The organism is Microvirga sesbaniae, from assembly GCF_025460805.1.
GTDB lineage: Bacteria > Pseudomonadota > Alphaproteobacteria > Rhizobiales > Beijerinckiaceae > Microvirga > Microvirga sesbaniae.
The window spans coordinates 44,884-57,922 of sequence record NZ_JAMXFJ010000016.1; the positions used below are offsets into that span (position 1 = coordinate 44,884).

The 13,039-nt window shown below is 67.8% G+C and carries 13 protein-coding genes; 11 read left to right on the forward strand and 2 right to left on the reverse strand.

The window, feature by feature from the left end:
* Positions 1 to 3 precede the first annotated feature (3 nt).
* The 8 genes from OCW50_RS20445 (at position 4) to leuB (ending at position 8,661) form a co-directional block, all read left to right on the forward strand.
* On the forward strand, positions 4 to 411 hold the full coding sequence (locus OCW50_RS20445) for a metallopeptidase family protein (protein WP_262298751.1): 408 nt from the start codon (positions 4 to 6) through the stop codon (positions 409 to 411).
* 116 nt (positions 412 to 527) lie between these two features.
* Positions 528 to 2,264 (forward strand): ubiquinone-dependent pyruvate dehydrogenase, encoded by a 1,737-nt coding sequence (gene poxB / locus OCW50_RS20450; RefSeq protein WP_262298752.1) that lies wholly within the window; start codon positions 528 to 530, stop codon positions 2,262 to 2,264.
* A gap of 213 nt (positions 2,265 to 2,477) precedes the next feature.
* The gene (gene leuD / locus OCW50_RS20455; protein ID WP_210811358.1) at positions 2,478 to 3,080 is read left to right on the forward strand and encodes a 3-isopropylmalate dehydratase small subunit; all 603 of its coding nucleotides are present in this window, start codon (positions 2,478 to 2,480) and stop codon (positions 3,078 to 3,080) included.
* A 44-nt stretch (positions 3,081 to 3,124) separates the two neighbouring features.
* Positions 3,125 to 3,499 (forward strand): cupin domain-containing protein, encoded by a 375-nt coding sequence (locus tag OCW50_RS20460; RefSeq protein ID WP_262270261.1) that lies wholly within the window; start codon positions 3,125 to 3,127, stop codon positions 3,497 to 3,499.
* 190 nt (positions 3,500 to 3,689) lie between these two features.
* Entirely contained in the window at positions 3,690 to 4,880 is a 1,191-nt protein-coding gene (locus tag OCW50_RS20465; protein WP_262298753.1) for a lytic murein transglycosylase, read from the forward strand.
* Between the two features lie 419 nt (positions 4,881 to 5,299).
* On the forward strand, positions 5,300 to 6,040 hold the full coding sequence (locus tag OCW50_RS20470; RefSeq protein ID WP_262270263.1) for a metallophosphoesterase family protein: 741 nt from the start codon (positions 5,300 to 5,302) through the stop codon (positions 6,038 to 6,040).
* 3 nt (positions 6,041 to 6,043) lie between these two features.
* Positions 6,044 to 7,468, forward strand: a complete 1,425-nt coding sequence (locus tag OCW50_RS20475; RefSeq protein ID WP_373371479.1) for a serine/threonine protein kinase — start codon at positions 6,044 to 6,046, stop codon at positions 7,466 to 7,468.
* Positions 7,469 to 7,554: 86 nt separating this feature from the next.
* On the forward strand, positions 7,555 to 8,661 hold the full coding sequence (gene leuB, locus OCW50_RS20480; protein WP_262298755.1) for a 3-isopropylmalate dehydrogenase: 1,107 nt from the start codon (positions 7,555 to 7,557) through the stop codon (positions 8,659 to 8,661).
* Positions 8,662 to 8,710: 49 nt separating this feature from the next.
* Here leuB and OCW50_RS20485 read toward each other — a convergent pair whose 3' ends face one another.
* The gene (locus OCW50_RS20485; protein WP_262298756.1) at positions 8,711 to 9,055 is read right to left on the reverse strand and encodes a hypothetical protein; all 345 of its coding nucleotides are present in this window, start codon (positions 9,053 to 9,055) and stop codon (positions 8,711 to 8,713) included.
* 141 nt (positions 9,056 to 9,196) lie between these two features.
* On the opposite strand from OCW50_RS20485, the gene OCW50_RS20490 reads away from it, so the two are divergent.
* A complete protein-coding gene (locus OCW50_RS20490) occupies positions 9,197 to 10,318 on the forward strand; it encodes a sulfite oxidase (RefSeq protein ID WP_262298757.1) in 1,122 nt (373 codons plus the stop codon).
* Here OCW50_RS20490 and OCW50_RS20495 read toward each other — a convergent pair.
* Positions 10,296 to 11,099: a hypothetical protein gene (locus OCW50_RS20495; protein ID WP_262298758.1), complete on the reverse strand. Its 804-nt coding sequence runs from the start codon at positions 11,097 to 11,099 to the stop codon at positions 10,296 to 10,298. The genes OCW50_RS20490 and OCW50_RS20495 overlap by 23 nt on opposite strands.
* Positions 11,100 to 11,208: 109 nt before the next feature.
* Here OCW50_RS20495 and OCW50_RS20500 point away from each other — a divergent pair, with 109 nt between their 5' ends.
* Positions 11,209 to 11,691 (forward strand): GNAT family N-acetyltransferase, encoded by a 483-nt coding sequence (locus tag OCW50_RS20500; protein WP_262298759.1) that lies wholly within the window; start codon positions 11,209 to 11,211, stop codon positions 11,689 to 11,691.
* 284 nt (positions 11,692 to 11,975) lie between these two features.
* On the forward strand, positions 11,976 to 13,007 hold the full coding sequence (locus OCW50_RS20505; RefSeq protein WP_262270270.1) for an aspartate-semialdehyde dehydrogenase: 1,032 nt from the start codon (positions 11,976 to 11,978) through the stop codon (positions 13,005 to 13,007).
* The last annotated feature ends 32 nt before the right edge of the window (positions 13,008 to 13,039 follow it).

Consider the following 13,039-nt stretch of genomic DNA (forward strand, 5'->3'; position numbering starts at 1 on the left):
CCCATGAGCGCCCTGGCCGATCTCCAAGCTCCCAGCCTCGACGATCTCGAAGCCCTGGCGCAGGACGCCTATGCGCGCCTGCCGGAGGCGTTCCGGCGGCTCTGCGAGGGCGTGGTGATCCGGGTCGAGGATTTCCCCGACGACGAGACCATGACCGAGATGGGCTGCGAGACGCCCTTCGATCTCCTCGGCCTGTTCCGCGGCATCGGCCTCGCTCAAGGAGGCGGGCTGATGCAGACCGGGCAGTTCCCCAACATGGTCTGGCTCTACCGCCGCCCGATCCTCGACTACTGGGCCGAGCACGAGGAGACCCTCGGCCACATCGTCACCCACGTGCTGGTCCACGAGATTGGCCACCATGTCGGCCTCTCCGACGAGGACATGGAGGCCATCGAGGCGGCGGCGGGGTGAGCCTTGCGGGGCTGGCAAGGGCTGGGCGCTACGCCAGATTAGGTCTTGCTCCACAACCGACCGACGGCCCGCCCGGCCTGCGCCCGGGCGGGCCGCCCCCAAGCAGGAGAGGCTTCATGGCAAAGTCCGTCGCTGAGCAGTTCGTCGAGATCCTGGCGGCCGCAGGCGTCAGGCGCGTCTACGGCATCGTCGGCGACAGCCTCAACGGCCTGACGGACGCGATCCGGCGCCGGGACGACATGGAGTGGATCCACGTCCGGCACGAGGAGGTCGCGGCCTTCGCGGCCGGCGCGGAGGCGCATCTGACGGGCGCCCTCGCGGTCTGCGCCGGGAGCTGCGGGCCGGGCAATCTCCATCTCATCAACGGCCTGTTCGACTGCCACCGCTCGCGGGTGCCGGTGCTGGCCATCGCGGCCCATATTCCCTCGCCCGAGATCGGCAGCGGCTATTTTCAAGAGACCCACCCGGAGACCCTGTTCCGGGAATGCAGCCATTACTGCGAGCTGGTCTCGAGCCCCCACCAGATGCCCCGCATGCTCGAGACCGCCATCCGCGAGGCGACGGTCAAGCGCGGCGTGTCGGTGCTGGTGATCCCCGGCGACGTCGCCCTGCAGCCGGCCGCCGCGGCGCCTCCGGCCAAGCCCGCAGGGCTGCTGCCGCAGGCGCCGGTCGTCACGCCGGCGCCGGACGACCTCGATCGGCTCGCCGCACTCCTCAACGGCGGCGGCCGGGTCACGGTCCTGTGCGGGGCGGGGTGCGCGAACGCGCATGACGCGTTGCTGGCCCTGGGCGAGCGCCTGCAGGCGCCCATGGTGCATGCCATGCGCGGCAAGGAGCACGTGGAGTGGGACAACCCCTACGACGTCGGCATGACCGGGCTGATCGGCTTCTCGTCCGGCTATTACGCCATGCGGGACTGCGACGTCCTGCTGATGCTCGGCACCGACTTCCCCTATCGCCAGTTCTACCCGGAGGATGCGGGCGTCCGCATCGCGCAGGTCGACCTCCGGGGCGAACAGATCGGCCGCCGCGCCGCGGTCGATGTGGGCGTCGTGGGTGATGTCCGCGCCACCCTGACGGCCCTGCTGCCCAGGCTCGACCGGAAGGCGGACGGCGCGCATCTCGCCCGGGCCCGGGAGCATTACGCCAAGGCGCGCCGGGCGCTCGACGAACTCGCCGTCGGAACGCCGGGCCGGCCGCCGGTCCATCCGCAGCAGGTGGCCAAGGCGATCAGCGACCAGGCGGCGGACGACGCCGTGTTCACCTGCGACGTGGGCCTGCCCGTCGTCTGGGCGGCCCGCTATCTCGCCATGAACGGAAAGCGGCGCCTGCTCGGGTCGTTCTGGCACGGCTCGATGGCCAACGCGATGGCCCAGGGCATCGGCGCCCAGGCGGCCTGCCCCGGCCGGCAGGTGATCTCCCTGTCGGGCGACGGCGGCTTCGCCATGCTGATGGGGGATCTCCTCACCCTGACGCAGCAGCGCCTGCCCGTGAAGGTCGTGGTGTTCAACAACGGCACGCTCGGCTTCGTCGAACTCGAGCAGAAATCCACCGGCTTCCTCGATTTCGGCACGGAGCTCCGGAACCCGAACTTCGCCGCCATGGCGGAGGCCGCCGGAATCCGCGGCATCCGGCTGGAGGACCCGGCCCAGGTGGAGGAGGGGATCGCCGCCGCCCTGGCCCATGACGGGCCGGTCCTGGTCGACGCGGTGGTGAACCGGACCGAGCTCGCCATGCCGCCCTCCGTCACCCTGGAGATGGCGAAGGGCTTCACCCTCTACATGGTGAAGGCCGTGCTGAACGGCCGCGCCGACGAGGTCTATGACCTGGCCCGGACGAATCTCTGGCGCTGAGGAGGTTTCCCGCCCGCCGCGACGATCGTTGGCCTGGCGCATCGTGCGGCCCTCCGGGTCCGGGCCGAACGATGCGCCGCTTCAGGAATTGAGCATCGGATCGATCCCAAAAGTGGGTCCACTTTTGGGTCCGATGCTCTAGCCGTTCCCGAAACCCTTTGATATGAGGCACGGGACAGCGGCGACATGGCCGCCTTCAGGGATGTGAGGACCATGGACAAGTTCACCGTGCTCGAAAGCGTCGCGGCGCCGCTGCGGATCATCAATATCGACACCGATATGATCATCCCCAAGCAGTACCTGAAGACGATCAAGCGCACGGGGCTCGGCACGGGCCTCTTCTCCGAGATGCGCTACCGCGAGGATGGCTCGGAGAACCCCGATTTCGTCCTCAACCAGCCGGCCTATCGCAACGCCCAGATCCTGGTGGCGGGCGACAATTTCGGCTGCGGCTCGTCCCGAGAGCACGCCCCCTGGGCGCTGCTCGATTTCGGCATCCGCTGCGTGATCTCCACCAGCTTCGCCGATATCTTCTACAACAACTGCTTCCAGAACGGCATCCTGCCGATCAAGGTGAGCCCCGAAGACCTGGAAAAGCTCTTCGACGACGCGGAGCGCGGCGCCAACGCCACCCTGACCGTGGACCTCGAAAAGCAGGAGATCCGGGGTCCCGACGGCGGTTCGGTCACCTTCGACATCGACCCGTTCAAGAAGCATTGCCTGCTCAACGGCCTCGACGGCATCGGCCTGACCATGGAAAAGGGTGCAGCCATCGACAGCTTCGAGAAGAAGCTCGCCGAGCGCGCCTGGGCCTGACGTTTCCGACGCGCCGGACCGGCGCCAATCGAGCAGGATGAGCGATGGCACAGGGCAAGCCGCAGGTTCTCGACCGCGCCGATTGGGCGACCCATCCCGACCTGTTCTGGAAGGGCCATGTCGAGGGTCACCGGCTGGGCACCGCCGTGACCGTGCTCTTCTACGCCACGGAAGAGGTCGGCGGCGGGCCGAAATGGCATGTCCACCCCTATGACGAGATCTTCATCATCCGCGAGGGGCGGGCGCTCTTCACCGTCGGCGACCAGCGCTTCGAATGCGAGAAGGGTCAGGTCGTCTTCGGACCGGCCAACGTTCCGCACAAATTCGTCAATCTCGGCCCGGGGCGGCTGGAAACCACGGACGTTCATGTGAGCGACCGCTGGATCCAGACCAACCTCCCCGATCCGGACCTGGGTTGATGAGCCCAGAGGGCGAGCGCTGCGCGTGATGAACCCTGGCGGCGCTCCCGGGCATCGGGACGCCGGGCAAGCCAGGCCATGACACGGGAGGGTTAACGCAGAGTCACCGTCGGGCTGCCCAGCCTGACGAAAGCGTGAGGAGCTGCCCCGTTTCCATAAGATTAACCAAATTGCCTGCAAGTTCGCGAACATGAAGAACTTCATCGCCCCCGCTCTCTTCGTTCTCGCCGGCTTTGCCGCTGCGACGCCGGCCGTCGCGCAGGCGGATTTCGGCCAGTGCCTCGCATCCCTCCGCGGCCAGGCGGCCGCCAAGGGCATTTCCGGCCAGGCTTTCGATACCGCGACCCGCGGCGTCACGCCGGATCTGACGATCCTCGACCTCATGAACAACCAGCCCGAGTTCAAGACGCCCATCTGGGACTATCTCTCGGCGCTCGTCGACGAGGAGCGGGTGCAGGACGGCCGCGCCGCCATGCGCCAATGGGGCCAGGCTCTCGCCGCCGCCGAGGCGCGCTTCGGGGTCGACCGCCATGCCATCGCGGGCGTCTGGGGGGTGGAATCCAATTTCGGCAAGGATATCGGCGGGCGGCCGCTGATCCAGTCGCTCTCGACGCTGGTCTGCTACGCGCCGCGCCGCAACGAGTATTTCAAGGGCGAGCTGATGGCGACCCTGAAGATCGTGCAGGACGGCGACATCAACCCGGCGAACCTGCGCGGCTCCTGGGCGGGCGCCTTCGGCCACACCCAGTTCATGCCCTCGACCTTCCAGCGCCTCGCCGTCGACGGCGACGGGGACGGGCATCGGGACATCATGACGTCCGTGCCGGACGCGGTGCATTCCACGGCCAACTTTCTCAAGAAAGCCGGCTGGGTGAACGGCCTGCCCTGGGGTTACGAGGTGCGCCTGCCGTCGGGTTTCAGCGCGAGCCTCGCCGGTCGAAAGAACAAGAAGCCGCTCGCCACCTGGGCCGCCATGGGCGTGCAGCGGATCGACGGACGCCCGCTCTCGGGCAATTACGCGGCCGGGATCATCATCCCGGCGGGCATCAACGGTCCGGCCTTCCTGGTCACCAAGAACTTTGACGCGGTCTATTCCTACAACGCGGCGGAATCCTACGGGCTCGCCATCGCGCTGCTGGGCGACCGGCTCAAGGGTCAGCCCGGCATCCAGACCGCCTGGCCCACCGACGATCCGCCGCTCTCGCGCGCTCAGCGCCGCGAGCTGCAGCAGCTCCTGACCGCCCGCGGCTACGACGTGGGCGAGCCGGACGGCAAGATCGGCGCCAAGACCCGCGAGGCCATCAAGGACGTGGAGCGCCGCATCGGCCTCGAGCCGCGCGGCCGGCCCGGCGGCAAGGTGCTGGAGGCGCTGCGGGGATAAGGTTCACTGAGCCCGATGACCATCATCAGCTAGCGCACCGTGCGAAAAAGTGGACCCGGTTTTTCGCAGTCAACGGTGCGCCGGCCAAGAGTGGAGCATCGGACCCAAAAGTGGGTCCGCTTTTGGGTCCGATGCTCGAGCGCATCCTTGTGATGATACCCCCCGTCATGGCCGGCCAGTCATCACCCCTGTCTCGCCGGCCATCCCGATGCGGAAAAGCGCCGCGCCTCAAACAATCGAGATCACCGGGACAAGCCCGGTGATGACGGGGTGGTGGATCGGCCGAGCGATCAAGACAGGGTCCCGAACGGTGCGCCGCTCAAAGGCTTGAGCATTGGAATCGATCCCAAAAGTGGATTCCACTTTTGGGATCGATGCTCTAGTTGCAGTGGCGATGCGTTTGGAGTTGTACTGGCTCCATGCTCATCGCCCTCCTCACGGATATCCACGGCAACCGGGAGGCCCTGTCGGCCTGCCTCGCCCATGCGCGCCTTCTCCATGTCGACCGCCTGATCTTTCTCGGCGACTACGTGGGCTACGGGGCCGATCCGGCCTGGGTGGTGGACACGGTCCGCGGGCTCGTGGACCAGGGCGCCGTGGCGCTTCTGGGCAATCACGATGCGGCCATCGACGGCTCGGACGAGGACATGAACAGCGTCGCCCAGGAGGCGATCCGCTGGACCCGCAACCAGCTCGGCATGGAGCAGCGGCGCTTCCTGGCGGACCTCCCCCTCACCCATGAGGAGGGGAGCGTCCTCTACGTCCACGCCAACGGCTATGCCCCCCGCAGCTGGGACTACATGGCAGGGCCCATGGAGGCGATCCGGCACTTCAGCCGGGTCGACGCCCACATCACCTTCTGCGGTCACGTGCATGTGCCCATGCTCTATCACATGAGCACCACCGCCAAGGTCGGCACCTTCTCGCCGGTGGCCAACAACGACATTCCGCTCCTGCCGACCCGCACCTGGCTTGCGGTGATCGGCGCCGTCGGGCAGCCGCGGGACGGGGTGGCGGCGGCAAACTACGCGGTCTTCGACACCGCGCGCCAGACCCTGCGCTACCTGCGCGTGCCCTACGACACGGCCACGGCCGCCCGGAAGGTGCGGCAGGCCGGCCTGCCGGAGAAGCTGGCGCTGCGTCTCGAACAGGGCCGCTGACGGATGCGCTGGCGCTTGCATCCCGGCCAAGTGATCGACGGTTTCACCCTCCAGGAAAATCTGGGCACCGGCGGCATGGCGCAGCTCTGGGCCGTCACCCGGGAGGACGATCCGGCGCCGCTGATCATGAAGGTCCCGATGCTGATCGACAGCGACGACCCGCTGCCCATCGTGTGCTTCGAGACCGAGCAGATGATCATGCCGCGCCTGACCGGCCCGCATGTGCCCCGCTTCGTCGCGACCGGTCCGCTCGATCCCATGCCCTACATCGTCATGGAGCGGATCTCCGGGCCATCGCTGAAGGCACGCCTCGACCGGGTTCCGCTGCCCTGGCCCGAGGTCGTCGCGATCGGCGCGACGGTGGCGCATGCCCTGCACGACCTGCATCTCCAGCACGTCATCCATCTCGACATCAAGCCGAGCAACGTGATGCTCCGCGAGACCGGCGAGGCCGTTCTCATCGATTACGGCTTCGCCCGGCACGAACGCCTGCCCGACCTCCTGGCCGAGGAGTTTCGCGAGCCGTTCGGCACCACGCCCTACATGGCCCCGGAGCAGGTGCTGCAGGACAGGGCCGATCCGCGCAGCGATCTCTTCGCGCTCGGCGTGATGCTGTATTTCTTCGTCACGGGAGAACGTCCCTTCGGCAATCCGCGCGGCGGCCAGATCCGCCGCCGCCTGTGGCGCGATCCGGTGCCGCCGCGGGCGCTCAACCCCGATTGCCCACCCTGGCTGCAGGAGATCATCCTGCGCTGCCTGGAGGTCGATCCGGACGAGCGCTACGCCACGGCGGCCCAGCTCGCCCTCGATCTGGAGAACCCGGACCACGTGCGGCTCACCGAACGGGCCGGGCGGCTCGAACGGGACAGCGGGGTGAAGACGTTCCGGCGCTGGCTCAAGGCCCGCCGGGCGCAACCGCTCGAGGCGCCGAACATCGCCGGGCAGCTGTCCCGCGCTCCCATCGTGCTGGTCGCCATCGATCTGGCGCCGGGCAGCGAGGATCTCGCCGAAGCCCAGCGCCTGATGGTCGGCCGCATCCTCTCCATCGAGGGCGAGGCGCGCATCGCCTGCGTCAACGTCCTGAAGACCTCGCGCATCGCCGTCGATATCCTGGAGGACGAGGAGGGGAGGAGCCTTCATGTCCAGCGCCTGGTGCAGCTCCGGCACTGGGGCGGCTCGCTTCAGATCCCGTCCGATCGGATCACCTACAGCGTGCTGGAGGCCCCCGACCCGGCGGCGGCCCTGGTGGACTACGTGCGGCACAACAATGTCGACCATGTCGTGATCGGCGCCCGGTCCTCGTCCGCCCTGCGCCGCTACCTGGGCAGCGTCTCGTCCCGCGTCGTCGCGGAGGCGCCCTGTTCGGTCACCGTCGTCAGGACCCCGAAGGATCGGCGGGCCGAGGACGGGGGAGCCGCCTCCGCCTAACGGCCAACACGACGGGAGCTTGCCAAGCCGCACATTCGGCTCTTTAAGGGCCCTGCATTCGATCACGACAGAACAGGGGTCTTCCCATGGCAACGCACAAGCTTCTCCTTCTCCCTGGCGACGGCATCGGCCCGGAGGTCATGCGCGAGGTCGAGAAGATTGTGGGCTGGTTCCGCAAGCGGGGGCTGGGCTTCGAGACCGAGACGGATCTCGTCGGCGGCTCAGCCTACGACGCCCACGGGGCGGCGATCTCGGATGCCGCCATGAGCCGCGCGCAGGAAGCCGATGCGGTGCTGTTCGGCGCGGTGGGCGGCCCGAAATGGGACAGCGTGCCCTATGCGGTGCGCCCCGAGGCGGGCCTGCTGCGCCTGCGCAAGGACCTCGGCCTCTTCGCCAACCTTCGCCCGGCGATCTGCTATCCGGCCCTGGCCGATGCCTCCTCGCTCAAGCGCGAGGTGGTGGAAGGCCTCGACATCATGATCGTGCGCGAGCTCACCGGCGGGGTCTATTTCGGGGAGCCGAAGGAGATCGTGACCCTGGAGGACGGCTCCCAGCGCGCCGTCGACACGCAGCTCTATCATACCCACGAGGTGGAGCGGATCGCGCGCGTCGCCTTCGATCTCGCCAGGAAGCGCCGCAACAAGGTCTCCTCGGCCGAGAAGATGAACGTGATGAAGACCGGCGTGTTCTGGCGCCAGGTCGTCACCCGCATCCACAAGGCCGAGTTCTCCGACGTGGAGCTGGAGCACGTGCTCGCCGACAACTGCGCCATGCAGCTCGTGCGCTGGCCCAAGCAGTTCGACGTGATCGTCACCGACAACCTGTTCGGCGACATCCTGTCGGACATCGCCGCCATGCTCACCGGTTCGCTCGGCATGCTGCCGTCCGCCTCCCTGGGGGCCGAGGATCCGGTGACCGGCCAGCGCAAGGCGCTCTACGAGCCCGTGCACGGCTCCGCCCCGGACATCGCCGGCAAGGGACTGGCCAATCCGATCGCCATGATCGGCTCCTTCGGCATGGCCCTGCGCTATTCCTTCGGCCTCCTCGACGAGGCGGATCGGCTGGACCGGGCCATCGCCAACGTGCTCGCCTCCGGCACCCGCACGAAGGACATCGCGGCTCCTGGCGCCAACGCGGTGGGCACGCAGGACGTGGGCGATGCCATCGTCAAGGAACTGGAAGCCCAGTCGTAACGGCGAAAGCCCCGGGCCATGCCCGGGGCCATCCGTCTCGGGGGAGACATCAGCGGATCGAGCCTGTCGCCTGGACGTCCGGGCCGCCGAACATCGGGAACGGGTTGCGCGAGCCGACGAAGGGCCCGTTGGTGATCGGATCGGGCAGGGTGGCAACGCCAAAACCGGCACCGGCTGGAGCATAGGGCGGGCTCAGCAGATAGGATTGCGCCTGCCCATAGCCGGTATAGCCCGGATTGATCGTCCCGACCGGCACGACCGGCCCAGGATCGAGGAAGCTGCGCGGTTGAACCCGGAGTACGAGAGGACGGTTTCTGGTCTGCGCTTCCGCCGCCACCGAGACGGACGTCAGCGCAGCCAACGATATCAAACCCAACAATGCGAAGTGGCGCATGGGTAATCCTCCAGGAACGGCGCTCAGTCCCTTGTGCTGTGCGCGATCATCAGGTGCGATGATGTGAAAACAAGGCCGCCCCCCTTAAAATGGTTCCGACGAAGCGTGACATTTCGCACAGGGTGAGAAGGACAAAAGCCGATGGAGGATAGGAAGGCAGGGTTCGATCTCTCAGGGAAGGAGGGCCTGAGCCTGCTGAGCGACACCCCGCTGGTGGCCGAGACGCCCGAGGAGCTTCTCGACGACGAGACGACGCCGATCAGGCGCTTCTTCATCCGCAACAACGGATTGCTGCCCGGGCCGGCCGCCGACCCCGAGACCTGGAGCGTCGTCGTCGACGGCGAGGTCGAGCGCCCGCTGCGCCTCACGCTCGCGGAGTTGAAGAGCCGCTTCCCGCACAGAACGTTCCGCATGGTGCTCGAATGCGGCGGCAACGGCCGGTCCTTCTTCGAGCCCGCCGCGGAGGGAAACCCCTGGACCCATGGCGGCGTCGGCTGCGCGGAATGGACCGGAGCCTCGCTCGGCGACGTCCTGCGTGAGGCAGGACTCAAGGACACAGCGCGCTTCACGGGTCACTTCGGTGCTGATCCGGACAGGCACGGCAGCCATGAGCGGCAGGCCATGTCGCGCGGCATGCCGATCACCAAGGCCCTGGAGGAGCACACCCTGATCGTCTGGGCCATGAACGGCGAGCCGCTGCCTTTCATCCATGGCGGTCCCCTGCGCCTCGTCGTGCCGGGCTGGCCCGGCTCGTTGAGCCAGAAATGGCTCACGCGCGTGTGGATCCGCGACCGGGAGCACGACGGTCCGGGCATGACCGGCCTGTCCTACCGCCTCCCCGTCCGGCCGCTGGCGCCCGGTTCGGACGGCCAGGGGGTGCAGACCCGGATCCTCGAATCGATGCCCGTGCGCAGCATCGTCACGGCGCCCGCCGATGGTCGACGCTATCCCGAGGGCACGCGCGCCATCGCGGTCCGGGGCGCCGCCTGGGCGGGCGACGACGACGTAGCGCGCGTCGAGGTCACCCTGGACGGTGGTGCGACCTGGATCGGGACCGCCATGACGCCCCCGCGCAACCGCTACGACTGGGTGCGCTGGCAAGCCACGCTGCCGCTGCCGGGCGACGGCTCTTACGAGATCGTCGCGCGGGCGACGGACTCGCAGGGCCGCGCCCAGCCCTTCCGGGCTGCCGGATGGAATCCCAACGGCTACGGCTGCAACGTCATGCACCGGGTGGCGATCACGGTCGGGCCGGAGGCCTGACGGTCCCAAGGGTGCGAGCCCCTGGCCCGCACGATTCGCCCCGGCTGCGCTCGGCCTGGGCGAACACGGCCTTCAAGGACGGATTCGTGCCGCCGGTCAGGGCAATGCCGTCGATGAAGCAGGCGAGCTGCCCATCCTCGGGAGCCGCGGAGCCGCACAGCCAGCCCTGGAATCCGAACACGGCGGCCCGATCGGAGAACCGGAAGGCCAGGCAGCTCTGCTCGCCCTTGTTCGACAGGGTCATGGGAGCGGCTTCCATCGGGCCGAATTTGGTCGCGATCATGCGGCTCTGGCCCAGATGCGCGACCGCGAGGCCCGAGCGCGCGGCCCGCCGGACCGTATCGATGTAGAAGCTCCCCGGTGGCTCGGCCGGCCCCTGGACGAGAGCCAGCTGCGCGTAGCGGAAATCGCCGAAGCGCCCGACGGTCAGCGCGTCCTCCCGGGCTCCGTCCGCATGCTCGCGCACTTCGGACGCGACAGGACCGGAGATGCCGGCCAGGGCATAAACGGACGGAGAGGAGGGAAGGGACGTCCAGGCGGGCGCCGGGGCGACCAGCACCGAGGACGGAACCGCCTTCCGCCGCTCGGCCGGCTTGCTATTCGGCTCCTGCTCCAGCGCGGCATAGACGAGGCCCGCGATGGTGCAGGTCGAGAGCAGGACCATGCGCAGCCAGGGCAGGGACTTCCGGCGGAGTCGACGGGCGGGGCGTTCGTCGATCCAGTCGGCGACGTCGTCCTCATCCCATTCGGCATAGACCGCCCGCGGCATCGTTTGAACCAATCAACCCTGCTGATCCCGTCATCCCCATGTTCTACCGTGACACTGGCCAGGGTCCGAAAGGTTTTGCTAAGCAGGGTAAACCGACGCTTAAACTCGCCCGAGCCCCTCCATGACCCAGACCGTCATCCGTCTCGCCACCCTGGAGGATGCCGCCGAGATCGCAGCCCTGGTCCGGGCGCTCGACCTGCATTACGGCGGCCCGGAGGTGGCCCCGCCCCTCGAGCCGATCCAGGCGATGGTGGAACGCTCCATGCGGGAGGCGGAGGGCACGCGCTACGCCCTGGCCGTTCGCGACGGGCGGGCCGTGGGCCTTGCCTGCTTCGCCATCCTGCGGCCCGGCTTCAGGCTCACGGGCCTCCTCTTCGTCAAGGAGCTGTTCGTCGCCGAACCTGCGCGTGGCCAGGCGGTGGGCGCCCAGCTGATGCGCTGGCTGGCCCAGCACGCCAGGGCGCAGGGTCTCACCCGAATCGATCTCACGACGGATGGCACCAACACGGGCGCGCAAGCGTTCTACGAGCGCCTCGGAGCCGAGCGGATGGACAAGGTCTTCTACCGGTTCAATCTCTCGACCGATGTGCTGGCGGGCGACTGAACGCCGGCTCCATCAAGGAAACGCTTGACGACAGCGTGACTTTGGTGTGTTGCTGACCGCGTATCGAAGCCGGAAGCCGGCTTCTGGATGGACGATGGCTATGGCGATGCTCACCCCGACGACGAGCAAAACGAAAACCGCCAAAGTGGTTGGAAAAACCTCGACCGTGAAAACCACGGCCGAATAAGCCTCGTCGTCCCCGGTCCTCTCTCCCGTCGGGGCGAGAGGCAGCACCCGAACAGGGTTTTCATATTTCCGGGGAGAGCGACAACAGGAGAAGATCAATGGGTTTCAAGATCGCCGTCGTCGGTGCGACCGGCAATGTGGGCCGCGAGATGCTGAGCATCCTGGCCGAGCGGGCCTTCCCGGCCGACGAGGTGGTGGCGCTCGCGTCCCGCCGCAGCCAGGGGACGGAGGTCTCCTACGGCGACAAGACGCTCAAGACGAAGGCCCTCGACACCTATGATTTCTCCGATGTCGACCTGTGCCTCATGTCGGCGGGCGGCGAGGTCTCCAAGGAATGGTCGCCCCGGATCGCCGCCCAAGGGGCGGTGGTGATCGACAATTCCTCCGCCTGGCGCTACGACCCCGAGGTGCCCCTGGTGGTGCCGGAGGTGAATGCCGAGGCGCTGCGCGACATGAAGAAGGGCATCATCGCCAACCCGAACTGCTCCACGGCCCAGCTCGTCGTGGCCCTCAAGCCGCTCCATGACGCCGCCACCATCACGCGCGTGGTCGTCGCCACCTATCAGTCGGTCTCCGGCGCCGGCAAGGACGGCATGGACGAGCTCGACCGCCAGACCAAGGCGCTCTACTCGCTCCAGGACGTGCAGGAGAAGAAGTTCCCCAAGCGCATCGCCTTCAACCTGATCCCGCATATCGACGTGTTCATGGAGGACGGGTACACGAAGGAAGAGTGGAAGATGACGGCCGAGACCAAGAAGATTCTCGACCCGAAGATCAAGCTCACGGCCACCTGCGTGCGCGTGCCGGTCTTCATCAGCCACTCGGAGGCGGTGAACGTGGAGTTCGAGAAGCCGATCACGGCCGACGAGGCGCGCGACATCCTGCGCGCCGCCCCCGGCATCATGGTGGTCGATAAGCGCGAGCCCGGCGGCTACATCACGCCCCACGAGGCGGCCGGCGAGGACGCCACCTACATCTCCCGCATCCGCGAGGACATCACCGTCGAGAACGGCCTGTCGTTCTGGTGCGTGTCCGACAACCTGCGCAAGGGCGCGGCCTTGAACGCCGTGCAGATCGCCGAGGCCATGGCCAATCGCGGGTTGCTGAAGCCCAAGAAGCAGGCCGCCTGAGTCTTGAGACCCGACGCGCGGCGTTCCTGCCC

Bases quoted from the DNA above. Each gene is read 5' to 3' on its own strand.
- OCW50_RS20445 (WP_262298751.1), top strand. From the start codon at position 4: ATGAGCGCCCTGGCCGATCTCCAAGCTCCCAGCCTCGACGATCTCGAA.
- poxB (WP_262298752.1), top strand. From the start codon at position 528: ATGGCAAAGTCCGTCGCTGAGCAGTTCGTCGAGATCCTGGCGGCCGCA.
- leuD (WP_210811358.1), top strand. From the start codon at position 2,478: ATGGACAAGTTCACCGTGCTCGAAAGCGTCGCGGCGCCGCTGCGGATC.
- OCW50_RS20460 (WP_262270261.1), top strand. From the start codon at position 3,125: ATGGCACAGGGCAAGCCGCAGGTTCTCGACCGCGCCGATTGGGCGACC.
- OCW50_RS20465 (WP_262298753.1), top strand. From the start codon at position 3,690: ATGAAGAACTTCATCGCCCCCGCTCTCTTCGTTCTCGCCGGCTTTGCC.
- OCW50_RS20470 (WP_262270263.1), top strand. From the start codon at position 5,300: ATGCTCATCGCCCTCCTCACGGATATCCACGGCAACCGGGAGGCCCTG.
- OCW50_RS20475 (WP_373371479.1), top strand. From the start codon at position 6,044: ATGCGCTGGCGCTTGCATCCCGGCCAAGTGATCGACGGTTTCACCCTC.
- leuB (WP_262298755.1), top strand. From the start codon at position 7,555: ATGGCAACGCACAAGCTTCTCCTTCTCCCTGGCGACGGCATCGGCCCG.
- OCW50_RS20485 (WP_262298756.1), bottom strand. From the start codon at position 9,055: ATGCGCCACTTCGCATTGTTGGGTTTGATATCGTTGGCTGCGCTGACG.
- OCW50_RS20490 (WP_262298757.1), top strand. From the start codon at position 9,197: ATGGAGGATAGGAAGGCAGGGTTCGATCTCTCAGGGAAGGAGGGCCTG.
- OCW50_RS20500 (WP_262298759.1), top strand. From the start codon at position 11,209: ATGACCCAGACCGTCATCCGTCTCGCCACCCTGGAGGATGCCGCCGAG.
- OCW50_RS20505 (WP_262270270.1), top strand. From the start codon at position 11,976: ATGGGTTTCAAGATCGCCGTCGTCGGTGCGACCGGCAATGTGGGCCGC.